This window comes from Streptomyces sp. NPDC002467, assembly GCF_042889825.1.
Taxonomy (GTDB): domain Bacteria; phylum Actinomycetota; class Actinomycetes; order Streptomycetales; family Streptomycetaceae; genus Streptomyces.
Map to the genome: position 1 here is coordinate 70,038 of NZ_JBIARJ010000017.1, position 22,852 is coordinate 92,889.

At 71.9% G+C, this 22,852-nt stretch carries 24 protein-coding genes; 8 read left to right on the forward strand and 16 right to left on the reverse strand.

Features of this window, described 5'->3' with window-relative positions; translation table 11 throughout:
* Positions 1-45: 45 nt before the first annotated feature.
* On the reverse strand, positions 46-1,614 hold the full coding sequence (locus ACFYYJ_RS30155; RefSeq protein ID WP_389137174.1) for an alkaline phosphatase D family protein: 1,569 nt from the start codon (positions 1,612-1,614) through the stop codon (positions 46-48).
* 207 nt (positions 1,615-1,821) lie between these two features.
* A complete protein-coding gene (locus tag ACFYYJ_RS30160; RefSeq protein WP_389137176.1) occupies positions 1,822-2,673 on the reverse strand; it encodes an alpha/beta fold hydrolase in 852 nt (283 codons plus the stop codon).
* A gap of 287 nt (positions 2,674-2,960) precedes the next feature.
* On the opposite strand from ACFYYJ_RS30160, the gene ACFYYJ_RS30165 reads away from it, so the two are divergent.
* Positions 2,961-3,731, forward strand: a complete 771-nt coding sequence (locus ACFYYJ_RS30165; RefSeq protein WP_385126214.1) for a GntR family transcriptional regulator — start codon at positions 2,961-2,963, stop codon at positions 3,729-3,731.
* A gap of 209 nt (positions 3,732-3,940) precedes the next feature.
* On the opposite strand, the gene ACFYYJ_RS30170 is transcribed toward ACFYYJ_RS30165, so the two are convergent.
* The 3 genes from ACFYYJ_RS30170 to ACFYYJ_RS30180 all read right to left on the reverse strand — a co-directional run bounded on the left by ACFYYJ_RS30170 (position 3,941) and on the right by ACFYYJ_RS30180 (position 7,033).
* Positions 3,941-5,098, reverse strand: a complete 1,158-nt coding sequence (locus ACFYYJ_RS30170) for an ROK family transcriptional regulator (RefSeq protein WP_385126212.1) — start codon at positions 5,096-5,098, stop codon at positions 3,941-3,943.
* Positions 5,099-5,199: 101 nt separating this feature from the next.
* The gene (locus ACFYYJ_RS30175) at positions 5,200-5,850 is read right to left on the reverse strand and encodes a response regulator (protein WP_385126211.1); all 651 of its coding nucleotides are present in this window, start codon (positions 5,848-5,850) and stop codon (positions 5,200-5,202) included.
* 4 nt (positions 5,851-5,854) lie between these two features.
* The gene (locus ACFYYJ_RS30180) at positions 5,855-7,033 is read right to left on the reverse strand and encodes a sensor histidine kinase (RefSeq protein ID WP_385126209.1); all 1,179 of its coding nucleotides are present in this window, start codon (positions 7,031-7,033) and stop codon (positions 5,855-5,857) included.
* Positions 7,034-7,141: 108 nt separating this feature from the next.
* Here ACFYYJ_RS30180 and ACFYYJ_RS30185 point away from each other — a divergent pair, with 108 nt between their 5' ends.
* From ACFYYJ_RS30185 to ACFYYJ_RS30195, 3 genes are read left to right on the forward strand one after another with little or no spacing between them, the layout of a single operon-like run.
* A complete protein-coding gene (locus ACFYYJ_RS30185; protein WP_389137180.1) occupies positions 7,142-8,053 on the forward strand; it encodes an ABC transporter ATP-binding protein in 912 nt (303 codons plus the stop codon).
* Positions 8,054-8,081: 28 nt separating this feature from the next.
* Positions 8,082-8,834, forward strand: a complete 753-nt coding sequence (locus ACFYYJ_RS30190; protein WP_385126205.1) for an ABC transporter permease — start codon at positions 8,082-8,084, stop codon at positions 8,832-8,834.
* A gap of 40 nt (positions 8,835-8,874) precedes the next feature.
* Complete coding sequence (locus ACFYYJ_RS30195; RefSeq protein ID WP_389137182.1) at positions 8,875-9,312, forward strand: hypothetical protein; 438 nt, start codon at positions 8,875-8,877, stop codon at positions 9,310-9,312.
* Here ACFYYJ_RS30195 and mug read toward each other — a convergent pair.
* The 5 genes from mug to ACFYYJ_RS30220 all read right to left on the reverse strand — a co-directional run bounded on the left by mug (position 9,309) and on the right by ACFYYJ_RS30220 (position 14,580).
* The gene (mug, locus tag ACFYYJ_RS30200; RefSeq protein WP_389137321.1) at positions 9,309-9,854 is read right to left on the reverse strand and encodes a G/U mismatch-specific DNA glycosylase; all 546 of its coding nucleotides are present in this window, start codon (positions 9,852-9,854) and stop codon (positions 9,309-9,311) included. The genes ACFYYJ_RS30195 and mug overlap by 4 nt on opposite strands.
* Positions 9,851-11,284, reverse strand: a complete 1,434-nt coding sequence (gene purB / locus ACFYYJ_RS30205; protein WP_385126202.1) for an adenylosuccinate lyase — start codon at positions 11,282-11,284, stop codon at positions 9,851-9,853. The genes mug and purB overlap by 4 nt, the downstream gene beginning before the upstream one ends.
* A 71-nt stretch (positions 11,285-11,355) precedes the next feature.
* Positions 11,356-12,147 carry an SGNH/GDSL hydrolase family protein gene (locus ACFYYJ_RS30210; protein WP_389137184.1) on the reverse strand — a complete coding sequence of 264 codons (792 nt, stop codon included), beginning with the start codon at positions 12,145-12,147 and terminating at the stop codon, positions 11,356-11,358.
* 67 nt (positions 12,148-12,214) lie between these two features.
* Positions 12,215-13,240 (reverse strand): hemolysin family protein, encoded by a 1,026-nt coding sequence (locus tag ACFYYJ_RS30215; RefSeq protein ID WP_385126199.1) that lies wholly within the window; start codon positions 13,238-13,240, stop codon positions 12,215-12,217.
* Positions 13,237-14,580, reverse strand: coding sequence for a hemolysin family protein (locus tag ACFYYJ_RS30220; protein ID WP_389137187.1), 1,344 nt, complete (start codon positions 14,578-14,580; stop codon positions 13,237-13,239). Before ACFYYJ_RS30220 ends, ACFYYJ_RS30215 begins: the two co-directional genes overlap by 4 nt.
* Positions 14,581-14,856: 276 nt before the next feature.
* Between ACFYYJ_RS30220 and ACFYYJ_RS30225 the strand changes: the two genes are divergently transcribed.
* The gene (locus ACFYYJ_RS30225; RefSeq protein ID WP_385126197.1) at positions 14,857-15,279 is read left to right on the forward strand and encodes a GNAT family N-acetyltransferase; all 423 of its coding nucleotides are present in this window, start codon (positions 14,857-14,859) and stop codon (positions 15,277-15,279) included.
* A 132-nt stretch (positions 15,280-15,411) separates the two neighbouring features.
* On the opposite strand, the gene bioD is transcribed toward ACFYYJ_RS30225, so the two are convergent.
* From bioD to bioB, 3 genes are read right to left on the reverse strand one after another with little or no spacing between them, the layout of a single operon-like run.
* Positions 15,412-16,131: a dethiobiotin synthase gene (gene bioD, locus ACFYYJ_RS30230; protein WP_385126196.1), complete on the reverse strand. Its 720-nt coding sequence runs from the start codon at positions 16,129-16,131 to the stop codon at positions 15,412-15,414.
* A gap of 1 nt (position 16,132) precedes the next feature.
* Positions 16,133-17,455, reverse strand: coding sequence for an adenosylmethionine--8-amino-7-oxononanoate transaminase (locus ACFYYJ_RS30235; RefSeq protein WP_389137190.1), 1,323 nt, complete (start codon positions 17,453-17,455; stop codon positions 16,133-16,135).
* Entirely contained in the window at positions 17,448-18,695 is a 1,248-nt protein-coding gene (gene bioB, locus ACFYYJ_RS30240; RefSeq protein WP_385126192.1) for a biotin synthase BioB, read from the reverse strand. The genes ACFYYJ_RS30235 and bioB overlap by 8 nt, the downstream gene beginning before the upstream one ends.
* 157 nt (positions 18,696-18,852) lie before the next feature.
* Between bioB and ACFYYJ_RS30245 the strand changes: the two genes are divergently transcribed.
* On the forward strand, positions 18,853-20,034 hold the full coding sequence (locus ACFYYJ_RS30245) for an 8-amino-7-oxononanoate synthase (RefSeq protein WP_385126190.1): 1,182 nt from the start codon (positions 18,853-18,855) through the stop codon (positions 20,032-20,034).
* 5 nt (positions 20,035-20,039) lie between these two features.
* On the opposite strand, the gene ACFYYJ_RS30250 is transcribed toward ACFYYJ_RS30245, so the two are convergent.
* Positions 20,040-20,261, reverse strand: a complete 222-nt coding sequence (locus ACFYYJ_RS30250) for a DUF397 domain-containing protein (RefSeq protein ID WP_385126189.1) — start codon at positions 20,259-20,261, stop codon at positions 20,040-20,042.
* A gap of 12 nt (positions 20,262-20,273) precedes the next feature.
* A complete protein-coding gene (locus ACFYYJ_RS30255; RefSeq protein ID WP_389137194.1) occupies positions 20,274-21,158 on the reverse strand; it encodes a helix-turn-helix domain-containing protein in 885 nt (294 codons plus the stop codon).
* 197 nt (positions 21,159-21,355) lie between these two features.
* On the opposite strand from ACFYYJ_RS30255, the gene ACFYYJ_RS30260 reads away from it, so the two are divergent.
* Positions 21,356-21,811, forward strand: a complete 456-nt coding sequence (locus ACFYYJ_RS30260) for an ATP-binding protein (protein WP_385126185.1) — start codon at positions 21,356-21,358, stop codon at positions 21,809-21,811.
* A gap of 26 nt (positions 21,812-21,837) precedes the next feature.
* On the opposite strand, the gene ACFYYJ_RS30265 is transcribed toward ACFYYJ_RS30260, so the two are convergent.
* Positions 21,838-22,233, reverse strand: coding sequence for a VOC family protein (locus tag ACFYYJ_RS30265; RefSeq protein WP_389137196.1), 396 nt, complete (start codon positions 22,231-22,233; stop codon positions 21,838-21,840).
* Positions 22,234-22,546: 313 nt separating this feature from the next.
* Between ACFYYJ_RS30265 and ACFYYJ_RS30270 the strand changes: the two genes are divergently transcribed.
* Positions 22,547-22,849, forward strand: coding sequence for an urease subunit gamma (locus ACFYYJ_RS30270; RefSeq protein ID WP_385126183.1), 303 nt, complete (start codon positions 22,547-22,549; stop codon positions 22,847-22,849).
* Positions 22,850-22,852: the final 3 nt, after the last annotated feature.

Here is a 22,852-nt window from a genome sequence, read left to right on the forward strand (position 1 = left end):
CGATTTCACCCAGTTTTCCGGGGCATTTCCGTGGACCTGCCGGTCTTACTGGCCCACCCGCCCCGGCTGGAGCGTCTTGGTGAACAGTACGCCACCTCCCTGACGCCGCAGTCGGACGGTGAGTTCCCCGCTGCCGCCGTCGATGTCGACCTCGCCGTAGTAGGGCGGGTTCTCCGACGGGGACATGTTGGCGAACGGCGCCGACTGGACGAAGGCCGTCTCCGGGCCGAAGGTGGCGTCGAGCCGGCCGGCGGGGAAGCCGCCCGCACCGATGGGCCCCGAGACGAACTCCCAGAACGGCGCGAAGTCGCCGAAGGCCGCCCGCTCCGGCGCGTAGTGGTTGGCGGCGGTGTAGTGCACGTCGGCGGTGAGCCAGAGCGTGCCCGTGATGCGCTGGTGCTTGATGTGGCGCAGCAGTTCGGCGATCTGGAGCTCGCGGCCCAGCGGGGCGCCGGGGTCGCCCTGGGCCACGGCCTCGAAGTTCGCCGCGCCGTCGGGGACGACGATGCCGAGCGGCATGTCGGAGGCGATCACCTTCCAGGTGGCCCGGGAGCGGGTCAGCTCGCGCCGCAGCCAGGCCAGCTGCTCGGTGCCGAGGATCCCGATGGGGTCCTCGGTCGCGGTGCCGGGGGAGTTGGCGTTCCGGTACGTGCGCATGTCGAGTACGAAGACGTCGAGGAGCGGGCCGTACCGCATCACGCGGTACATCCGGCCCTCGGCGCGGCCGCCGCGCAGGTCGGTGACGGGGAAGTACTCGCCGAAGGCCTGGCGGGCGCGGGCGGCGAGGGTGTCGGCGTCCCGCACCGTGTAGCGGGGGTCGTCGATCACCTGGCCCGGGTACCAGTTGTTGCGCACCTCGTGGTCGTCCCACTGGGCGAGGACGGGAACCTGGGCGTTGAAGGCGCGCAGGTTGTCGTCGAGGAGGTTGTAGCGGAAGTTCCCGCGGAACTCGGCGAGGGTCTCCGCGACCTTCGACTTCTCCTCGGTGGTGATGTTGCGCCACGTGGTGCCGTCGCGGAGGGGCGTCGAGGGCTTGATCGGCCCGTCGGCGTAGATCGTGTCCCCGCTGAAGAGGAAGAAGTCGGGGTTGCGCAGGCGCATCTCCTCGAAGACCCGGTATCCGCCGAGGTCGGGGTTGATGCCCCAGCCCTGGCCCGCCAGGTCCCCGGACCACAGGAACCGCACGTCGTGCCGGCGGGAGACGGGGGTGGTGCGGAAGCTGCCGTGGACCGGTTCCGAGGTGCGGCGCGGGTCGTCGGGGTCGGCCAGGACGACCCGGTAGTGGATCTGCCGGCCGGGCGGGAGGTCGCGCAGGACGGTGGTCCCGGTGAAGTCGGAGGAGGGCCCGAGGAGCGGCCCCTGGTGGCGGCGCACGGCGTACCGGAACGCTTCGCTCGGGGAGGTCTCGACGGACATCCACGCGGGGCGGTCGGATCGGGTCCACACGGTGGCCGAGTGGGCGGTGATCTCACCCGACTGCACGCCCCAGAGCGCGTTCGGCCGGCCGGATCGGGCGAAGGCGGGGGCCGCGAGCGCCGGAACGGCGAACAGAGCGGACGACAGGGCGAGGGAACCGCCGATCAGGGACCGTCGGGTGTGCGGCATCGGTGCCATCGGTGCGTCTCCAGGGGCGGGCGGGGGTGGGTCGGACCAGGGTGCCGTCAGACCCCGGCCCGGCCGCGTCGCCCACGCGAACCCGGGATGAACAGCCGCGAGCCGCTCAGCCGTTCGGCTCTTCGGCCCAGTCGTCTTTTTCGGCCACCCCGCCCCGGCGTGCTCCGCGCCTTCCCCGTCGCGCGTCGTGTGGTGTCGTGCCGCTGTTCAGACCGCCACGAGGGTCCGGCTGCGGGCGGTGTCGAGGATCACCCGGGACACGAGCGCCGGATCGTCGTTCATCGGCACGTGACCGCACCCCGGGAGCCTGACCAGCCGCGCGCCGGGGATGGTGTGCTTGGCCCGTACGCCCTGGCGGCGCAGCAGCAGCCGGTCGCGGGTGCCCCAGGCGATGGTGACCGGCAGACCGGGCACGTCGTCGGTGAAGCGTACGGAGCCACCCGCGGCCAGGGTCGCCTCGAAGCCGGTGGCCCCGCGCAGGGCGAGGGTCTCGGCCACCACCGCCTCGGGTGAACGGCGGGCCGGGCGGGCGTAGATGGTGCCGGTGAGCGCGACCCGGCCTGCGGCGCCGCGCGAGAGCCGCTCGAGCGCGGGGCGGGGCAGCGCCCTGGCGCCGGCGCGCATCGCGAGGAGGGTGGCGAAGGCGTAGCGGCGTTCCCCCTCGGTCCAGAACCCGGCGGGGGAGAGGGCGGTGACCGAGCGGGCGAGGCCGATCCGGCCCATTTCGAGCGCGAGCAGGCCGCCGAGGGAGTTGCCCGCGACGTGCGGGCGCTCGACCCCGAGGGCCGCGCAGAGCGCCCCGAGCACCGGGGCCACGGTGGCCAGGTCGTACGGAACGCCTTCGGGCAGGGGCTCGGAGGTGCCGAAGCCGGGCAGGTCGACGGAGATCACGTCGTGTTCGGCGGCGAGGACGTCGGTCACGGGGTGCCAGGCCTGGAGGTGGTGGCCGATGCCGTAGAGCAGGAGGAGCGGTTCGCCCGCGCCCTTGCGTTCGTAGGAGAGGGAGGCGGTGCGGGGGCCGAGCGGCGAATCGATCGTGAAGGAGACCGTGGCGGTCATGCTGCTCCTCGTCGGTTGGACGCGTGTGAGACAGGCTGTCAGTAGCCCTGTCGCCATCATTACCGTCCGGTAGCCCTTGACTACAAGCCTTCGGCGCACACGAGAACATCCTGTGAACGGCTTGATGCCCATGCCCGATCTGCCCGGTACAGGGGTGACCATTGGTCTTGACCAAGGGGGTGCACCGTCCTATCGTCGCAGGGATAGTGCAGGAACCTTTAATAAACAAGGGCGCGGAACTGCCGCTGGAACACACGGCGAGTGCGGCGATGGCAGGAGGAGTCAGGGTGGGGACCACGCAGCTCGAAACGGTGCCGGAGCCGAAGTACTGGCACCTCAAGACCGTCCTCAGCGAAGCACTCGATCAGGATTTCGCCGTCGGAGAGGTCCTGCCCAACGAGCGTGAACTCGCCGCCCGGTTCGGCGTCGCCCGCGCGACCCTGCGCCAGGCGCTGGAGCAGCTGGAGCTCGAAGGCCGTCTGCAGCGCCGCCGCGGCGTCGGAACCACCGTCGCCCCGCCGCGCGTCGGTGTCGCCGTCGGTACCGCGGGGCACAGCTGGCCCGGCGGGCAGGCCGACGGCTGGGAGCCGGTGGACGCCACCGACGCGCTCCCGTCGACCACGGTCCTGAAGCTGCTGGGCACCGGTGGGGTCTTCTCCGCCGACGAGCCGGTCCACACCGTGCGCCGGACCCGCGTCACCCAGGGGCAGGCCGTCGCCGCCGAGATGCTCTACGTCCCGGCCGCCTCGGTGCCCGGACTCCCCGCGATCGACGCCCCGGCCGGTCCCGCCCGCGCCCGCGCCGTCCTGCGGGAGCTGCAGCGACTGGTCCTCGACGGACAGGACCGCTCGGTGGAGCTCGGCTCCGCCCGCGCCGACGACGCCAAGGAACTGGACCGGCTGCCCGGCGCTCCCGTACTCGTCGTCACCACGCGCTACTTCACCAGCGCGGGCACGGCCGCCGTCTCGGTGGCCACCTACCGCGCCGACACCTGCCGCCTCACCTTCGGGGACTCGGGCGACGTCGAGATCACCCACGAGCCGCGCGTCGCCTCCTGACACGGGAACGCGGTGGGCCTCCGCCGCAGCCGGCCGTCCCCCTTCGGTGGGGACGGCCGTCCCCGTTCGGAGGGGACGGCCGGCCTGGTCGAGACGCGGCACGGGCGGAGCGCGGCTCGGTACGGCTCGGCGGGCCCGGGCCGCTGAGCACGGGGGAGAGCGGCTGTACGCGGTGATCGCGCTCCGGAGCCCGAGGCCGCACGGCGCGGTCAGCGGCGGCGGGCCGTGACCGTCTTCTCCACCGCGAACAGTTCTTCCTCGACGTGGTCCAGCGCGAGGCGAAGGGCGCCGGTGGCCACCGCGGCCTCGCCGAGCAGCGACAGTGCCACCTTCGGCGGGCGCAGGCAGTAGCGCTCCAACTCCCGGCGCAGGGGGTCCAGCACCCCGTCCAGTCCGGCCGCCCAACCGCCGACCACCACGAGCTCCGGATCCATCGCCAGGACCAGCGCGGCCACGTCGTGGACCAGCCGCTGCAGGAACCGCTCCACGGCGGCCACCGCCCGCTCGTCGCCCCGTTTGGCCATCGCGAAGACCTCGGCGACCGCCGGCTCGTCCAGCGGGTGAAGCGGCTCGCCGGTGGTCGACAGCAGCTTCTCCGGCGTGACCTCACGGCCCAGCAGATGGAGCGCGCCGATCTCACCGGCCGCGCCGCCGAAGCCCCGGTGCAGCCGGCCGCCGATCAGGGAACCGGCGCCGGGGCTGAGCCCCGCCATGACGAACACGATGTCGTCGGTGTCGCGCGCGGCCCCCTTCCAGTGCTCGGCGACCGCCGCGGCGTTGGCGTCGTTCTCCACCTTCACCGGGCAGCGGAACGAGCGTTGGAGCCGTTCCCCCAACGGGAGCCCCGTCCAACCGGGCAGGGCGGTACCGAGGCGGACCGTGCCGTCCGCCTCCACGATCCCGGGGCTGCCGACGCCGACCGCGCGCAGGGAGTCCCGGGGCACCCCGGCCCGGCGCAGCAGATCGGCCACGGCCGCACGGACCTTCTCCAGCCGCTCATCGGCGGACGCCGACTCCGCGACGTCCTTCGTACCGGCTCCGATGACCCGTCCGTCCAGGCCGGAGAGCAGCACCGCGACCCGGTGCGAACCGATCTCTATGCCCAGCAGGTGCCCGGCCTCGGCCCTGAAACGGAACCGCCTCGCCGGTCGACCCTGCCGCCGCGCGCCTTCCTCGACGTCGGCCTCGACGACCAGCCCGGTCGCCATCAGCCCCTCCACGACCCCCTCGACGGTCGGCCGGGAGAGCCCGGTGACGCGGGTGAGGTCGGTGAGCGTCGGCGCCTGAGCCGCGCGCAGTGCACGCAGCACCACGGCGGAATTGATCCGCCTCAGCAGAGAGGGGTCTCCGCCGGTCAGCTGCCCCAACGTGTGTCCTCCCAGCTAGCGAGCCCGTCAGCCGGATGGTACTGCCCACCTGGTACTTCAGCGAGAACCAGCCCCCCATCGGCCGGAACTGGACCCTCCGCTCACGCCGGGGCGACGAACCCCGACTCGTACGCCATGATCACGGCCTGGGTCCGGTCCCGCGCCCCCAACTTCGCCAGGATCGCACTGACGTGGGACTTCACGGTTTCCGTGCCGACGATCAGCTCGCCCGCGATCTCCACGTTGGTCAGGCCCCGCGCCATGAGCCTCAGGACCGCCTCCTCGCGCTCGGTCAGGGCCGCCCGCTCCAGCACGGCCCGGGCCTGGCGGTTTCCGTACTCGGCGGCCAGGGCCCGCACGGCCGCGGGGAAGAGCAGCGTCTCACCCTCGGCCACCAGCCGGACCGCGTGCACGATCTCGGAAGGCCGCGCCCGTTTCAGCAGGAACCCGTCCGCGCCGGCCCGCAGCGCCTCGTAGACGTACTCGTCGTTCTCGAAGGTGGTGACGACGAGGATCTTCGGCGGGGAGTCGACCGTCTTCAGGATCGCCCTGGTCGCCTCGATCCCGTCGAGCAGCGGCATCCGTACGTCCATCGCCACCACGTCGGGCCGCAGCTGTCGCACGAGAGGGATCACTGAGGCCCCGTCAGGCGCCTCGCCCACGACCTCGATGTCGGGCTGGGCTTCGAGGACGGCGCGCAGACCCGCGCGCACCAGGGGCTCATCGTCGACGAGCAGTACGGTAACCGGCATTCGGTCAGCGTATTCGCTCCAGCGGAAGTCGGGCGCGCACCCTCCAGTTGCCCTCGTACGGCCCGGTCTCGGCTTCCCCGCCCAGCAGTGCGGCCCGCTCCCGAATGCCGCGCAGACCGGAGCCGCGGCCCGTCATCCGCGCAGCCTCCGCCGGGAGGGGATTGGTCACCTCCAAATCCAGTCTTCCCACGGCCACTTCGATCCGCACCCGAACCGGAACCGGTCCGCTGTGCCGCAGCACGTTGGTCAGCGCCTCCTGCAGGATCCGGTACCCCTCGCGCGTGACCGGTCCGGGCAACTTCTCCAACGGACCCGACAGTTCGGCGTCGACCGGGGCACCCGACGCGCGCGCCGATTCCAGCAGCCGGTCGGCGTCGGCCAGGGTGGGCCGCTGGGAGGGAGGCTGACCGGACTCCCGGAGCACCTTCAGCACCCGGTCCAGGTCTTCCATCGCGGCCCGGCCGGTCTCCTCGATCGCGCACAACGCCCGCTCGGTGAACTCCGGATCGCCGGCCGCCCGGGCGGCTCCCGCCTGCACGACCGCCACGGTGAGCGCGTGTCCGATGGAGTCGTGCAACTCCCTTGCGATCCGCGTGCGTTCCAGCAGCTGCTCGGTCCGCGCCTCCAGTGCGGTCAGTCGCTCGGCGGCCGAAGGTCCCAGGAGCCGCGACGCCATCGCCGTGACGGCCTCGCCGAGCAGGACCACGACGACGAACAGCAAAACCACCGGCACCGGCACGAGGAGCACGGCCGCCCAGCGGGGTGGGATGAAGGGCAGGATCAAGCCGTCCGACCCCAGGGAGCCTCCGGCGCTGATGATGACGAGTTCCACGGTCATCACCGGGAGCCATACCGTGGGCATCAGGGCCGCGCCGGCCAGCACGAGACGCGTCTCCAGCCAGGCCACGGTCCGCCAGCGGTCCCCCCAACGGGTGGACGCGACCGTGCTGATGGACCCGTCGTGCCGGCCGCGCTCGTGCGGCGTCAGCAGGAACTGAGCCTGGAGCCCCTCGGCCAGCCGCACCCAGGGGATCAGCCCGAACGGGGCGACGATCAGGGCGGGCATCCACGGCCACTCGGGCTCTATGAACAGCCAGATGGAGACGATCAGGATCGGTACGAGCAGATGCAGCCAGCGGGTGTACGTGATCCCACGGAGGGGAGCACGAAGCAGTCGGTACATGTCCTCATCCTGACAGCCGGAATGCGCCTCCCGTCTCCCCCACGTGGGGGAGACGGTCCCCCCGCGTGGGGGAGGGCAGGGGGTGGGGCCGGCGGCGAATCTTGAGGCATGAACAGCATCGAGATTCGGGAACTGACCAAGGAATACGGCACCACCCGTGCCGTGGACCGCCTCACCTTCGACGTGCTCCCCGGACGGGTCACCGGCTTCCTCGGCCCCAACGGCGCCGGGAAGTCGACCACGATGCGGCTGCTGCTGGGACTGGACCGGGCGACCTCCGGCACCGCCACGATCGGGGGACGCCCGTTCACCACCTTCAGCGACCCGCTCCACCAGGTCGGAGCGCTCCTCGACCCGCAGTCCATCCACGGCGGGCGTACCGCCCGCGACCACTTGCGCTTCCTCGCCGCCTCGAACGGGATACCGGCCCGCCGGGTGGAGGAGGTGCTGGAGCAGGCAGGCATAGCCGCAGCGGCCAAGCGGCGGGTGAAGACCTTCTCCCTGGGCATGCGCCAGCGGCTGGGCATCGCCGCCGCCCTGCTCGGAGATCCCGGAGTGCTGCTCCTCGACGAGCCCACCAACGGGCTCGACCCCGAGGGGATCATCTGGATCCGCGAACTGATGCGCGGCCTGGCCGCCGAAGGCCGCACCGTCCTCGTCTCCAGCCACCTCATGTCCGAGACGTCGACGCTGGCCGACCACCTGGTCGTGCTGGGCGCGGGCCGGCTCTTGGCCGACACCTCGATGGAGGAGTTCATCGACGCACGCAGCACCCCTCGGGTGAGGCTGCGGACCACGGACCCGATCCGGCTGCGGGCCGTCCTCGCCCGGGAGGGTCACGAACTGGTGGAGGCCGAGGGCGGGCGCTGGACCGTCGACGGCATACAGGCGGAGCAACTCGGCATCATGGCCGCCCGCGAAGGGATCCCCATGCTGGAACTCTCCGACGAGCGCGCCTCCCTGGAGCAGGCCTACCTCGACCTCACGGCGGACCACACCCAGTTCGCCGCCACCCGCTGACCGTCCCCCTTCTCTCTGGAGGTTCGCCATGAGCACCGCCCTGCCCACCCGGCCCGTCCTGCACTCCGAATGGATCAAGATCAGATCGCTGCGCGGCACGTTCGGGGCGCTGATAGCCGTACTCGTCGCGACCGCGGGCATCCAGACGTTCACGGCCTGGGCGATCGGCACGGCAGAGGAAGGGGCCATGGGCGACGATCCGCTCTTCGCCTCCTACTACGCCATCAACTTCGGCCAGATAGCGGCCATTGCCTTCGGGGCCAATGCCTTCGCCGCCGAGTTCCACAACGGGGCCCTGCGCACCACCTTCGCCGCCGTGCCGAACCGTACGCGGTTCTACCTGTCCAAGATGGCGGTGCTCGGCGGCCTCGCCCTCCTCGTGGGGCAGGTGACGGCACTGCTCACCTTCGTCGGCGGGCAGGCGTTCATGGGGCAGTACGCCCTGAAGCTCGGCGACCCGGGCACCGTGCGCTCTGTCGTCGGCTGTGGGCTCTACCTGATGGTCATCACGCTCTTCTCGGCCGGCCTGACGGCGATCCTGCGCAGCGGGGTCGCGGTGATCAGCATCCTCGTCCCCTTCGTCCTGCTGCTCTCCTTCGTCATCAGCGGAGCAGCCGGTGCCATAGGAGAGTTCATGCCGGACAAGGCCGGGCAGATGATCCTTCGGAGCGAGTCGACCGGTGGGGTCCTCGGCCCGTGGACCGGAATGGGCGTGGCGATGGTGTGGGCCGCGGCCGCGATCATCGGTGGTCTCATGGCGGTGCGGCGCCGGGACGCGTGACGGCGGGCCAGTTGTCAGTGGTGGTCGGGATACTGACGGCATGACCACGGCAGAGCATCTCGACACGATCGACCGGCTCCGGGTGACGGAATTCCCGCCCGAGCCGGTCCGGTCCGGCGCGCGGAGCAGCGGCCCGGGCCACCACCTCGTCCAGCTCGGCCGGACGCGGGACTTCTGGGAGGACGACGGTTCGGGCCGGGCCGAGGCGGCCGATCAGATCGCGGCCGAGTACGGGGCGCTCACGCAGGCACTGGCCGACCGGTGGGGGGATCAGCAGGTCTTCAGCGTCACGTCGCTGCTGGACCGGGGGTTCGAGGGGGAGGAGATACCGGAGCCGTGGGGAGTGGTGAGCAACACCACCGATCACGTGCACCTGTGGCGGGCGGGGGAGCTGTGGCTGCTGGCCTACGTGGCGCAGTGGGACTCCGAAGACCCCTACCTGTTGATGGCAGGGGTCACGGTGATCGATCCGCCTTAAGGGGCCGGCGATTCGGCGGCGGCGCGGAGGCGGGCGTATTCCTGGGCCATGGTCTCGGCGGTCCAGTGGGCGTTGAGGCCACTGGGGTTGGGGAGGGCCCAGATGCGGGTGGAGCCGATGGTCCGCTCCTGGGGGCCGATCTGTGCCTTCCGCTCGCCGAAGGCCGTGCGGTAGGCGGTCACCCCGACCACCGCGAGCCACTGGGGTCGCAGGAGCTCCACCTTGGCGGTCAGGATGCGGCCGCCTTCGCGGAACTCCTCGGTGGTCAGCTCGTCGGCGCGGGCCGTGGCGCGGGCCACGACGTTGGTGATGCCGAGCCGGTAGGTCAGCAGTTCCTCCTGCTCGGAGGGGGCGAGCCGGCGCGGGGTGAAGCCCGACAGGTGGAGGACGGGCCAGAAGCGGTTGCCGGGGCGGGCGAAGTGGTGGCCCGTGGCGGCGGAGAGGAGGCCGGGGTTGATCCCACAGAAGAGCACACGCAGACCGCCCGTGACCACGTCCGGGAGGACGCGGTCACGGGCGGCGTTCAGCTCGTCGGGGGTCAGAGGATCGACCCCGGCGTGTACCCGGCGGCCTCCGGGTGCTGCTTGGAGATCGCCTCGATACGGGAGACCACCGCCGTGACCTGGTCGCCCGCGGCGCCGGTGAAGGACAGCTTGTCGGCCATCAGGGCGTCGAGCTGGGCCCGGTCCAGCGGCATCCGGTCGTCGGCGGCCAGCTTGTCGAGGAGCTCGTTGCGCTCCGCGCCCTGCTCGCGCATGGCGAGGGCGGAGGCCACCGCGTGCTCCTTGATGACCTCGTGGGCGGCCTCGCGGCCCACCCCGGCACGCACCGCGCCCATCAGGACCTTGGTGGTCGCGAGGAACGGCAGGTAGCGGTCCAGCTCGCGGGCGACGACCGCCGGGAAGGCGCCGAACTCGTCGAGGACCGTCAGGAAGGTCTCCAGGAGGCCGTCGAAGGCGAAGAACGCGTCCGGCAGCGCCACGCGGCGGACCACGGAGCAGGAGACGTCGCCCTCGTTCCACTGGTCGCCGGCCAGCTCGCCGGTCATCGAGGCGTAACCGCGCAGGATGACCATCAGACCGTTCACGCGCTCGCAGGAGCGGGTGTTCATCTTGTGCGGCATCGCGGAGGAGCCGACCTGGCCGGGCTTGAAGCCCTCGGTCACCAGCTCGTGGCCGGCCATCAGGCGGATCGTCTTGGCGATGGAGGAGGGGGCGGCGGCCAGCTGGACCAGCGCGGTGACCACGTCGTAGTCGAGCGAGCGCGGGTAGACCTGGCCGACCGAGGTGAAGGCCTGGGAGAAGCCGAGGTGGGTGGCGATCCGCTGCTCCAGGTCGGCCAGCTTGGCGGCGTCGCCACCGAGGAGGTCGAGCATGTCCTGGGCGGTGCCGACGGGGCCCTTGATACCGCGCAGCGGGTAGCGCTCGAGGAGGTTCTCCAGGCGGTCGTAGGCGACCAGCAGCTCGTCGGCCGCGGTGGCGAAGCGCTTGCCCAGGGTCGTCGCCTGCGCGGCGACGTTGTGGGAGCGGCCGGCCATGACCAGCTCGGCGTGCTCGCCGGCCAGCTTGCCCAGGCGGGCGAGGACGGCGACGGTGCGGTCGCGGGCCAGCTCCAGGGAGAGCCGGATCTGGAGCTGCTCGACGTTCTCGGTGAGGTCGCGCGAGGTCATGCCCTTGTGGACGTGCTCGTGGCCGGCGAGGGCGTTGAACTCCTCGATGCGGGCCTTCACGTCGTGCCGGGTGACCTTCTCGCGCTCGGCGATGGAGGCGAGGTCGACCGTCTCCAGGACGCGCTCGTAGTCGGCGAGGGCGGCGTCCGGGACGTCGATGCCGAGGTCCTTCTGGGCGCGCAGCACGGCGAGCCACAGCCGCCGCTCCAGCGTCACCTTGTACTCGGGGGACCACAGGACGGCGAGCTCCGCGGAGGCGTAGCGGCCGGCCAGGACATTGGGGATGCGGGGCTTGGCAGTCACGTGTAGGGATTCTACTTGGGCCCGAGCTGTGCGTTTACGCAGGTAGGGCCCCCGCGCCGGATTGTGCCTTGCTACGAGACGGGTGCGTCCTCGTGCGGGGCGTACGGCAGCAACTCCGGGCGCTTCGCCGGGCGGCCGTCCCCGGAGGAGCGGCCCGTCAGACGGCGGCCGATCCAGGGGAGCAAGTGCTGCCGGGCGAAGCCGAGGTCCCGGGCCCGGCGGACCGCCCAGCCCGGGGGCTCGGCCGCCGGGAGTTCGGCACGCCAGTCCTCTTCGGCGGGCAGTCCGAGAGTCTGCCAGACGGCCTCGGCGACCCGGCGGTGGCCTTCGGCGGTCAGGTGCAGCCGGTCCACGTCCCACATGCGCTGGTCCCCGAGGGCGGGAGCCCCGTACAGGTCGACCACCAGGGCGCCGTGCCGGGCCGCGAGCTCCTCGATGAAGAGGAAGAGCTCCTCCATGCGCGGCCGGAAGCGTTCCATGACCGGGCCGTTGCGCCCGGGGGAGCGCATCAGGACCAGCCGCTCGCAGGAGGGTGCGAGGAGCTCCACGGAGGCCTCCAGCCGGTCCCGGACGCGGCCCATGTCCACCTTGGGGCGCAGGGTGTCGTTCAGTCCGCCCACCAGCGTCACCACATCGGCCCGCATCGCGGCCGCCGCCGGGACCTGCTCCTCGGCGATCTGCCCGATGAGCTTGCCGCGGACCGCGAGGTTCGCGTAGCGGAAGCCCGGCTCGCGCGCCGCCAGGCGGGCGGCCAGCAGGTCGGCCCAGCCCCGGTAGGAGCCGTCGGGGAGCAGGTCGGACATGCCTTCGCTGAAGGAGTCGCCGACCGCGACGAAACTGGTGTAGCGCACATTCATCTCCATGGCGGAGTGATGTTACCGCGCGGTACCCCGGCCCCGCAGGGCCGGGGACCGGATCGTCAGACGATCATCAGGCGGACGCGGGACGGCCGAACAGCTCGCGCAGCACGTCCTCCATCGTCACCAGGCCGGTCATCGCCCCGTCCGGGCCGAGCACCGCGGCCAGGTGCGTTCGGCTGCGCCGCATCGCGGTCAGCACGTCGTCCAGCGGGGTTTCGGCCCGAACCTGCGCGATCGGCCGCAGGGCCGCGACCGGGAAGGGCTCGTCACGTGCGTCCGGATCGGCGTCCAGGGCGTCCTTGACGTGCAGGTATCCCAGAATCCGGTGCTGCGCGTCGATCACCGGGAAGCGGGAGTACCCCGACTGCGCCGACAGCCGCTCCAGCCCGGCCGGGGTGATGCCCTCCCGGGCCGGGACCACCCGGTCCGCTGCCAGCACCACGTCCGTGACGGGCCGGCGGCCCAGCTCCAGGGCGTCGTACAGCCGCTCGCTCGCCCGGTCGTCGATGAGCCCCGCGGCACTGGAGTCCTTGACGATCCGCGCCAGCTCGTCGTCCGAGAAGGTCGCCGCGACCTCGTCCTTCACCTCCACCCGCAGCAGCCGCAGCAGCGCGTTGGCGAAGGCGTTGATCGCGAAGATCACCGGCCGCAGCGCCCGCGTGAGGGTCACCAGCGGCGGGCCCAGCAGCAGCGCCGTGCGCACGGGCTCGGCCAGCGCCACGTTCTTCGGCACCATCTCGCCGAAGAGCATGTGCAGGTACGTCGCCAGGGCCAGCGCCACCACGAAGGAGATCGCGTGCGTCACCCCGGCCGGCACCCCGACGGCGTCGAGCAGCGGGCTCAGCAGGTGGGCGATGGCCGGCTCGGCCACCACACCCAGCACCAGCGTGCAGAGCGTGATCCCGAGCTGGGCCGCCGCCATCAGCGCCGACACGTGCTCCAGACCCCACAGGACGGCCTTGCCGCGCCGGTCGCCCTGCTCCGCGTACGGCTCGATCTGACTGCGCCGGACCGAGATCAGCGCGAACTCCGCACCGACGAAGAAGGCGTTGACGACCAGCGTCGCCAGGCCGATCAGAAGCTGGATCGCGGTCATCGGGTCCCCTCCGTTCCTTCGCCACCCAGGTCACCGTCGGCGGGCGTGTGCAGCAGCACCCGCGCGGCCCGTCGCCCACCGGCGTCCACCACGTCCAGCCGCCAGCCACCCAGCTCCAGGCTGTCGCCGACCGCCGGGATGCGGCCCAGCTCGGTCGCTATGAGACCGGCGAGCGTCTCGTACGGCCCCTCGGGCACCCGCAGTCCGATCCGCTGGAGCTGGTCGGTGCGGGCCGCGCCGTCGGCGGAGTAGAGCGTGCGCCCGTCGTCGTCCGTACCGGCCGGGGCCAGGTCCGGGGTCTCGTGCGGGTCGTGCTCGTCGTGGACCTCGCCGACGACCTCCTCGACGATGTCCTCCAGGGTGGCCACGCCGGCCGTACCGCCGTACTCGTCGATGACCACGGCCATGGTCTGCCGACCGGACAGCCGGTCCAGCAGTCGGTCCACGGTCAGCGACTCCGGTACGAGGAGCGGCTCGCGCAGCAGCTGCGACACCGGGTGGCGATGGCGCTCCTCGGCGGGCAGCGCCAGCACGTCCTTGATGTGGACCGTGCCGACGACGGTGTCGAGGCTGCCCCGGTAGACGGGGAAGCGGGACAGACCGGTGGCCAGCGTCGCGTTCGCCACGTCCTCCGCGGTGGTCTGCACGTCGAGGGCGGTGACCTGGACGCGCGGGGTCATCACGTTCTCCGCGGTCAGGTCGGCCAGGTTCAGGGTCCGCACGAACAGCTCGGCGGTGTCCTTCTCCAGCGCGCCCGCCTTCGCGGAGTGCCGCGCCAGCGCGACCAGCTCCTGGGGGGTGCGGGCGGAGGCCAGCTCCTCGGCCGGCTCCATGCCGAGGCGGCGGACCATGTGGTTGGCGGTGGTGTTCAGATGGCTGATCAGAGGTCTGAAGGCCCGGCTGAACACCCGCTGCATGGTCGCCACGCGCTTGGCGATGGCGAGCGGGGAGGAGATCGCCCAGTTCTTGGGCACCAGTTCGCCGACGACCATCAGGACGACGGTCGACAGCGCGGTGCCGAGGATCAGCGCGGCGGAGGACGCGGTGGCGGCCGAGAGCCCCATCGCCTGGAACGGGCCCTGGAGCAGGGCGGCGATCGACGGCTTGGAGATCATGCCGATGACCAGGCCGGTCACGGTGATGCCGAGCTGCGCGCCGGAGAGCTGGAAGGTCAGGGTGCGGACGGCGGCCAAGGCGCTGTCGGCCCCGCGCTCGCCGCGCTCGACGGCTCGTTCGAGTTCACTGCGCTCGACGGTGGTCAGCGAGAACTCGGCCGCGACGAAGACTCCGCAGGCGACGCAGAGCAGCAGTGCCACGACGAGCAGGAGCACCTCGGTCATCGGTCGATCACCTCCGTTCCATGATCGGCCAGGAGGAGGCGTACCGCTCGGTGTCGCGATCGGGAGGGTCGTGGACTGGGAGGCTCGCCCATGGGCGGACGCTCACACCTTTCATCTGAGTGGGTCGGTCGTTCGGTCGTTCAACGTGGAACACCCGAACCCACATCGTAAAGGAAGTGCAAAGGAGCCGGATCATCCTTTTGGCGGAAAGGGCCGGCGCCCCGGGGAGAAGAAGTCGGTGGCGGGCCGTGGGCCCGGCGTGCTTGGGTCCTGGTCATGACCAAGATCCGCATACGGACCGCTGTGCCGGCCGACGCCGAGAACGTGCTCGCCTTCTGGAAGGAAGCGGCCGAGGGAACGTCGATCACGGACGACCTGGACGGAGTGACACGTCTCGTCACACGTGATCCCGAAGCCTTGATCCTCGCGGAGGCCGACGGGCTCCTCGTCGGCTCGGTGATCGCCGGCTGGGACGGCTGGCGCGCCTCGCTGTACCGGCTGGCCGTACTCCCCTCCCACCGCCGGCAGGGGATCGGCGGCACGCTCCTCGAAGCGGCCGAACGGCGTTTCAGCGCCGTCGGGGGCCGCCGCGGCGACGCGATGGTCCTCGAAGCGAACGAGCGGGCGCACCTGGTGTGGTCGGCGGCCGGTTACCGGCGCGAGGACCAGTGGCGGCGCTGGACGAAGCCGTTCGGATAGGCACCGGGACCCCGGCGGCCCCGGAGAACGCGAGCGAACGAACAGGGCCCCCGGACGCGGCCGGGGGCCTGCCGATCACAACGCCCTGCCGATCACAACGTCATGCCGTCAGAACGTCATGCCCTCACGTCGTCACGCCGGCCAGGTCGCCAGGAACGACTCGGCCGACCACGTGCCCGAGAGGGCCGGGGAGAGCCATCCGGGCGCCGAGGCGCGGAACTCCTCAGGCGCCAGCCCGCCCGAGCCCTCCGGCACCGCGCCCAGCAGGGGGAGCGTCGAGCTCGTGGGGAGGTCCGCCAGGTTGCAGCGGGCGGCCAGGTCCGGGGCGGCGGGCCAGCTGCCGACCACCACACCGAGCCCGGTCAGCCCCCGGGCCCGGAGGGCCTCCGCGGTGAGGGTGGTGGAGTTGAGGGTGCCGAGTCCGGCCGCGGCGACCACGAGGACCGGCGCGTCGAGCAGGCGGGCCGCGTCGGCCAGGGTGTGTCCCGCCTCGTCGAAGCGGACCAGCAGGCCGCCCGCGCCCTCCACCAGGACCAGGTCGTGGGAGAGGGACAGTTCACGCGCGGCTTCCGCGATCCGTTCCGGGGACACCGTGGCCAGGCCCGCGCGGCGGGCGGCCGTGTCCGGGGCCAGGGGTTCCGGGTAGCGGACCAGTTCCATCGCCGTGACGCCTTCGCCGGCCAGCCGGACCGCCTCGGCGGCGTCGCCGGGCTCCTGCGGGCCGACACCCGTCTGCGCCGGCTTGAGCACCGCCACCGAACGGCCGGCCGCCAGCGCGGCGGCCGCGATGGCCGACGTGACCACCGTTTTGCCGATCTCGGTTCCGGTGCCGGACACGACCAGTACGGACATCTCAGCCTTCCTCGGCCGCCGCGCGCACCGCACGGCAGATACGGGCCACGTCCGCGTCGCCCGTGACGAACGGCGGCATGGTGTAGATCAGGTCCCGGAACGGGCGCAGCCACACGCCCTCGCGCACCGCCGCCCGGGTGGCGGCCGCCATGTCGATCTCGTGGTCGAGCTGGACCACGCCGATCGCGCCCAGGACGCGTACGTCCCGTACGCCCGGCACCGAGACGACGTCCGCGAGGCCCTCGCGCAGCCCGGCCTCGATCCGCTTGACCTCGGTGGCCCAGTCCTGGCCGAGCAGCAGGTCGACGGAGGCCAGCGCCACGGCCGTCGCGAGCGGGTTGCCCATGAAGGTCGGCCCGTGGGCGAGGACGGGGACCTCGCCACGCGAGATGCCGTCCGCCACCCGCTCCGTGCACAGGGTGGCGGCGAGCGTGAGGTAACCGCCCGTCAGCGACTTGCCCAGGCACATCACGTCCGGGGTGATGCCCGCGTGGTCGGCGGCGAAGAGCGCGCCCGTGCGGCCGAAGCCCGTCGCGATCTCGTCGAGGATGAGCAGCACGCCGTACTCGTCGCACAGCTCGCGCAGCACCCGCAGATAGCCGGGGTTGTGGAAGCGCATGCCGCCCGCGCCCTGCACCACGGGTTCCACGATCACCGCGGCCAGTTCGTCGGCGTGCGCGGCGATCAGGGAGCGCAGGTGGTCGGTGTACGCCGGGTCCACCGGGGTGTCGAAGCCGCCGGGCGGCGCGTCCGCGAAGACCTGCCGCGGCAGGTGACCCTGCCACAGCTCGTGCATGCCGCCGTCGGGGTCGCAGACGGCCATCGGCTGCCAGGTGTCCCCGTGGTAGCCGCCGCGCCAGGTCAGCAGCCGGGTCTTGCCCGTGCGGCCCAGGGAACGCCAGTACTGCAGGCACATCTTGACCGCGACCTCGACGGACACCGAGCCCGAGTCGGCGAGGAAGACGTGCTCCAGCCCGGCCGGGGTGATCTCGACGAGCTTCGCGGCGAGCCGGACGGCGGGCTCGTGGGTGAGCCCGCCGAACATCACGTGCGACATCAGGCCGAGCTGCGCCGTCGCGGCCTCGTTCAGCACCGGGTGGTTGTAGCCGTGGATGGCCGACCACCAGGAGGACATGCCGTCGACCAGTTCGTCGTTGCCGTGCCCCTGGGAGGGCACGGCCAGCCGCAGCCGGACACCCGACGCGGACGCGATGACCAGCGGCTCCTGCCGCCCGGGCATGGGGCCGTACGGGTGCCAGACGTGCTGCCGGTCCAGCGCGAGGAGTTCCGCGCCGGACGACAGCGGGCGGTGCTGATCAGGCATTGGGGGCGACGTCCGTCCCCGCGCCGCGGCGGCGCACCGCCACCAGGTCCGAGCGCACCTCGCCGGCCTCGGCCTGGGCAGGTACGGGAGCCTCGTCCGCGTGCCCGGAGCAGCCGCCGCACGCCGAGCCGCAGCCGGCCCCGGCGGCGGGGTCGGCGGCACCCGCGGAACCGCAGACCGAGGCGCCGCCCCCGTGGGAGCCGCAGCCGCCGGCCGTCGCGGCGGCCGCCACGTCGGCGCGGTGCGCGGGAAGCGTGGTCGTACCGGCGCCCTCCACCTCGAAGCCGGCGTCCGCGATCATGTCGAGGTCGGCCTGGCCCGCCTGGCCCTCACTGGTGAGGTAGTCGCCGAGGAAGATGGAGTTCGCGATGTTCAGCGCGAGCGGCTGCATCGAGCGCAGGTGCACCTCGCGGCCGCCGGCGATGCGGACCTCGACGTCCGGGCAGACGAACCGGACCATCGCGAGGATCCGCAGGCAGCGCTGCGGGGTGAGGTTCCACTCCTTGGCCAGCGGGGTGCCCTCGAAGGGGATCAGGAAGTTGACGGGCACCGAGTCCGAGTCCAGCTCGCGCAGCGAGTAGACGACGTCGACCAGGTCCTCGTCGCTCTCGCCCATGCCCGCGATCAGGCCCGAGCAGGCCGACAGGCCCGCCGCGTGCGCCTTCTGCACGGTGTCCACGCGGTCCGCGTAGGTGTGCGTCTTGGTGATCGCGCCGTACGTGGCCTCGGAGGTGTTCAGGTTGTGGTTGTACGCGTCGGCGCCCGCGTCGCGCAGCTTCTCCGCCTGGCCGTCGGAGAGCAGGCCGAGACACGCGCAGACCTCGACGCCCTCGTTCTGCTCCTTGATCGCGGCGATGGTCTTGCCGACGCGGTCCACGTCACGGTCCGTCGGACCGCGGCCGCTCGCGACCAGGCAGACCCGCTTCGCGCCGCCCGCGACACCCGCGGCGGCCGCCTCGGAGGCCTCCTCCGGCTTCAGCCACGTGTACTTGAGGATCTCGGCCTTCGAGCCCAGCCGCTGGGAGCAGTACGAGCAGTCCTCCGGGCACAGGCCCGACTTCAGGTTGACCAGGTAGTTCAGCTTGACCCGACGCCCGAACCACTGGCGGCGCACTTTGCCGGCCGCGGCCACCACGTCGAGCAGATCGTCGTCGGAAGTCGCCAGTACGGCGAGCGCCTCTTCGCGGGTCGGCAGCTCGCGCCGGAGCCCCTTGTCCACCAGGTTGTTCAGCAGGTCCATGACGCCGATCCTGGCCTACACGACCACTCCCGGCCAAGGAGAGATCGCACAACATGGCCGGATGGGAGTGTGTGTATCGCCACACCTGGCGCAGCTGTGACGGCGGCTAGGGTCGAGCCTGGTCTGTGGACTGCCGACAAAACGCGAGGACCTGCCGATGCCGCCGTTGCCCCAGCACACCCCCGATTCCGCCGACGTCTTCGGGTGGATCGACGAAGCGGAGCGCGCCCGGGCCGAGGCCGGACTCGTGCGGACGCTGCGCCCGCGGCCGGAGTCCTCGCCGCTGCTGGACCTCGCGAGCAACGACTACCTCGGCCTGACCAGGCACCCCGAGACCGTCCGCGGCGCCAGGGAGGCCGCCGAGCGCTGGGGCGCCGGCGCCACCGGCTCCCGGCTGGTCACGGGAACGACGGAACTCCACGCGGAACTGGAACGCGAGCTCGCCGCCTTCTGCGGTTTCGAGGCCGCCCTGGTCCTCTCCTCCGGATACGCGGCCAACCTCGCCGCCGTCACCGCGCTCAGCGGTCGCGGCACGCTGGTCGTCTCCGACGCCGGGAACCACGCCTCGATCGTCGACGGCTGCCGGCTCTCGCGCGCGGAGACCGCGGTGATCCCGCACTCCGATCCCGACGCCGCGCGCAAGACGCTCGCCGCGCACGAGGGCCGGGCGCTCCTGGTCAGCGACTCGGTGTTCTCCGTGGACGGCGACGCCGCCCCGCTCGCCGGTTACGCGGCCGCCGCCCGGGACGAGGGCGCGGCCCTGGTCGTGGACGACGCGCACGGGCTCGGAGTGCTCGGCGAGGGCGGCCGCGGCGCGCTGCACGCCGCCGGACTCGCGGGCGCGCCCGGGGTGGTCGCCACGCTGACCCTCTCCAAGTCCCTGGGCAGCCAGGGCGGAGCCGTACTCGGCCCGGCCAAGGTCATCCGGCACCTGGTCAACACCGCGCGCACCTTCATCTTCGACACCGGGCTGGCCCCGGCCGCCGCGGGCGCGGCGCTGGCGAGCCTGCGCCTGCTCCGGCGGGAACCGGAGCGCGCGGACCGCGCCCGCGAGGTGGCCGCCCAGTTGTACGGGCGACTCACCGCGTCCGGCCTGACCGCGGCCCGGCCGGACGCGGCCGTGGTGTCGGTTCGGGCCCCGTCGGCCTCGGCGGCACTGCAGTGGGCCGCCGATTGCCGCGAGGCAGGTCTGTCCGTGGGGTGCTTCCGGCCGCCGTCGGTACCGGACGGCATTTCCCGGCTGAGGCTGACCGCCCGGGCTGATCTCACGGGGGACGAGATCGACCGGGCCGTCGGGACGATCCTGCGGACCGCTCCGGCCGGAGCCACGGACCGCTAGGCGGGTTACGCAGGAACGTCCGCCCTGACATGGGCGAGGAAGCCGTCCCAGGCCGGCCCGGTGAAGAGCACGGCCGGGCCGTCCGTCCGCTTGGAGTCACGGACGGCCAGCAGGCCGCTCGACAGGACGGCCGCTTCCACGCAGTTGTTCATTCCGGTGCTGCGGCTGCTCCGCCGCCACCGCGCTCTGTTCAGAAGTCCGCTGCTGGATAAGGGGGTTGCGGACACGGGGGTGCCTCCTTACGCGTCGTCAGCGAGGGTGCTGATGAGATCCGACGAGTCCTGGGGCGGGAGGGCGTGCGCCTGGATGGTGCGGAACGCGGCGCTGTACGCCTCTAGGTCTTCCTTCCGCTCCAGATAGAGGCTACTCGTCAAATGGTCGAGTACCACCACATCCAGATCGGCGATGTTCGGAAATGAGAAAATAACGAACGGTCCGGTGAGGCCGAGATGTCCCCCCACGCTGAACGGCAGTACCTGCAAGCGCACTTGGGGCAACCGGGACACCTCCGCCAGGTGCCGCAGCTGCTCTGCCATCACCCCGGCCCCGCCGATCTGCCGACGCAGCACCGCCTCGTCCAGTACGGCGCTCAACTCCAGCGGCGGATCCGCCCGCAGCACCGACTGCCGGGCCAGCCGTACGTCGACGAGGGCGTCCACCTTCGGTTCCGGGAGCCCGCCCAGCGCGGCCCGGGTCACCGCCCGGGCGTACCCGGGGGTCTGCAACAGGCCCGGCACAACGGACAGTTCCACGGTGCGGGCGGACCGGGCGCTGGCCTCCAGGCTGATGAAGTCCCGGTACTCCTGCGGCAGCAGCCCCCGGTAGTCGTGCCACCACTGGCGACCCCGCCCGGTGTCCCCGCCCGGCCCTGGGCCCGCGGCCGAGACGGACAACGCCTCCAGCAGTGCGCGTTGCTCGGGGCTGACGATCTCCCCGTAGGCGTCGAGGAGCAGGCGGATGTCCTCGGGCTTCACGCCACTGCGACCCGTTTCGATGCGGCTGATTTTCGACTGGTGCCATCCCACGATCCGGGCCGCCTCACCACTGGTGAGTCCGGACCGGTCGCGCAGGGCGCGCAGTTCCTCGCCGAGCTTGCGTCGGCGCACCGCGGGACCGTGCTGCACACCCGCCTCCTTCCACCGGCACAGCTCGCACCAGTCTGCCGTCCGAATACGCTCTTCCGTAGCAGAGTTCACCGCATCGAGCGACAGATATATGCATATCTTGGGGGAACGGCAGGTGCGGCGGGGCGAGGGGTGGCACTCTGGCGTCCAGCACAGATCCGGGGCGGCTCGGCCCCGGTGGGAAAGGGACCGTCGCCATGGCAGATCACCAGGAAGCATCCGTCACTCTGCCGAGCGATCCCGCCTCGGTCGCCACCGCCCGCCGCTACGTCGCGGAAGTGCTGGGCGAATGGGGGCTCCCCGATGACGCGGATACCGCCGACAGTATCCGGCTGATCGTTTCGGAGCTCGCGACCAACGCCGTACAGCACACTTTCGGCCAGTCGCCGACCTTCACCGTCGACATCCGGCTGGAGCGGGAGGAGTGGCTCCGGATCGGGGTCACCGACAGCCACCCGCGCTGGCCCAAGCGACTCCCGGCCGCCGTCCAGCAGGACAACGGCCGGGGCATGGTCATCATCCGCTGGCTCACCGCGGAGGCGGGCGGCAGGCTCTCGGTCACCCCCACCGAGGACGGCGGCAAGACCGTGTCGATCGCCCTGCCGTGGACCGTCGGAGCCGGTGCGCAGGAGAAGGCCCCCACCGGCTGCTGAGCCGGGGATCGGGCGGACTCCGGGGATCAGGCGGACGCGGAGCGCTCCGCGGCGCTGCGCTCGATGCACAACTCGTTGCCCTCCGGGTCGGCGAGGACGACCCAGCCGAGGACGCCGTCCTCCGCGCGCCGGTCGTCGACCACCTTCGCCCCCAGCCCGACCAGGCGCTCGACGGTCTCGTCCCGGGTGCCCGAAGCGGGCTGGATGTCCAGGTGGACCCGGTTCTTGACGGACTTGGCGTCCGGCACCCGGATGAACAGCAGGCCGGGCACGTTCGGCTGCCCAGGGTCCAGCAGGACCTCGTCGTCACCGGCCGCGTCGTCCGGGTGGATCGGGTACCCGGTCACCGCCGACCAGAACCGCGCGGTCCCGTAGGGGTCGTGGGCGTCGAAGGTGATGTGCCGGACGGGATTGACGAACATCTGTCTCCTCGCTGGGCTTTCCGGGTGGAGCTCCGTATACGGAACGACGGTCGGCGGGCCGCCGGACCGAACCGGTTGCCTGCCCGAAACGTGGGTTAACTCGGCGGAAAAGCGCGGCCCCTACCGTGGGGTCACGCCCGACCCCCAATGATCACCCATGGGCGGGTAAAGCGGCGGTGGTCGGGACGGAAAGCCTTCCCCCGCGTTGGGCAAGAGACGCTTGGCTCGGATATGCGCTGGTCAACAAAGTGTTGAAGGCCGTTAGGGTCGCCGTGCTCGAAGTTGACCTTGACCCGGAAACTAGGTGAGACGTGTGCAACTGACACCGCATGAGCAGGAGAGACTGCTCATCCACGTGGCCGCGGACGTGGCCGAGAAGCGGAAGGCGCGCGGGGTGCTCCTCAACCATCCCGAAGCGATCGCGCTGATCACCTCGCACATCCTCGAAGGGGCCCGCGACGGCCGCACGGTGGCCGAGTTGATGGCCTCCGGCCGTACCGTCCTGACCCGCGAGGAGGTCATGGAGGGGATCCCCGAGATGATCCACGACGTCCAGGTCGAAGCGACCTTCCCGGACGGCACCAAACTCGTCACCGTCCACGACCCGATCGTCTGAAGG

What these genes read in the sequence shown, in the direction of transcription:
- ACFYYJ_RS30210 (WP_389137184.1), bottom strand. Translation starts at nt 12,147, where the DNA reads ATGGAGATGAATGTGCGCTACACCAGTTTCGTCGCGGTCGGCGACTCC.
- ACFYYJ_RS30260 (WP_385126185.1), top strand. Translation starts at nt 21,356, where the DNA reads ATGGCAGATCACCAGGAAGCATCCGTCACTCTGCCGAGCGATCCCGCC.
- ACFYYJ_RS30225 (WP_385126197.1), top strand. Translation starts at nt 14,857, where the DNA reads ATGACCAAGATCCGCATACGGACCGCTGTGCCGGCCGACGCCGAGAAC.
- ACFYYJ_RS30190 (WP_385126205.1), top strand. Translation starts at nt 8,082, where the DNA reads ATGAGCACCGCCCTGCCCACCCGGCCCGTCCTGCACTCCGAATGGATC.
- ACFYYJ_RS30245 (WP_385126190.1), top strand. Translation starts at nt 18,853, where the DNA reads ATGCCGCCGTTGCCCCAGCACACCCCCGATTCCGCCGACGTCTTCGGG.
- ACFYYJ_RS30180 (WP_385126209.1), bottom strand. Translation starts at nt 7,033, where the DNA reads ATGTACCGACTGCTTCGTGCTCCCCTCCGTGGGATCACGTACACCCGC.
- ACFYYJ_RS30195 (WP_389137182.1), top strand. Translation starts at nt 8,875, where the DNA reads ATGACCACGGCAGAGCATCTCGACACGATCGACCGGCTCCGGGTGACG.
- ACFYYJ_RS30215 (WP_385126199.1), bottom strand. Translation starts at nt 13,240, where the DNA reads ATGACCGCGATCCAGCTTCTGATCGGCCTGGCGACGCTGGTCGTCAAC.
- ACFYYJ_RS30265 (WP_389137196.1), bottom strand. Translation starts at nt 22,233, where the DNA reads ATGTTCGTCAATCCCGTCCGGCACATCACCTTCGACGCCCACGACCCC.
- bioB (WP_385126192.1), bottom strand. Translation starts at nt 18,695, where the DNA reads ATGGACCTGCTGAACAACCTGGTGGACAAGGGGCTCCGGCGCGAGCTG.
- ACFYYJ_RS30235 (WP_389137190.1), bottom strand. Translation starts at nt 17,455, where the DNA reads ATGCCTGATCAGCACCGCCCGCTGTCGTCCGGCGCGGAACTCCTCGCG.
- bioD (WP_385126196.1), bottom strand. Translation starts at nt 16,131, where the DNA reads ATGTCCGTACTGGTCGTGTCCGGCACCGGAACCGAGATCGGCAAAACG.
- ACFYYJ_RS30220 (WP_389137187.1), bottom strand. Translation starts at nt 14,580, where the DNA reads ATGACCGAGGTGCTCCTGCTCGTCGTGGCACTGCTGCTCTGCGTCGCC.
- ACFYYJ_RS30160 (WP_389137176.1), bottom strand. Translation starts at nt 2,673, where the DNA reads ATGACCGCCACGGTCTCCTTCACGATCGATTCGCCGCTCGGCCCCCGC.
- ACFYYJ_RS30185 (WP_389137180.1), top strand. Translation starts at nt 7,142, where the DNA reads ATGAACAGCATCGAGATTCGGGAACTGACCAAGGAATACGGCACCACC.
- ACFYYJ_RS30175 (WP_385126211.1), bottom strand. Translation starts at nt 5,850, where the DNA reads ATGCCGGTTACCGTACTGCTCGTCGACGATGAGCCCCTGGTGCGCGCG.
- ACFYYJ_RS30155 (WP_389137174.1), bottom strand. Translation starts at nt 1,614, where the DNA reads ATGGCACCGATGCCGCACACCCGACGGTCCCTGATCGGCGGTTCCCTC.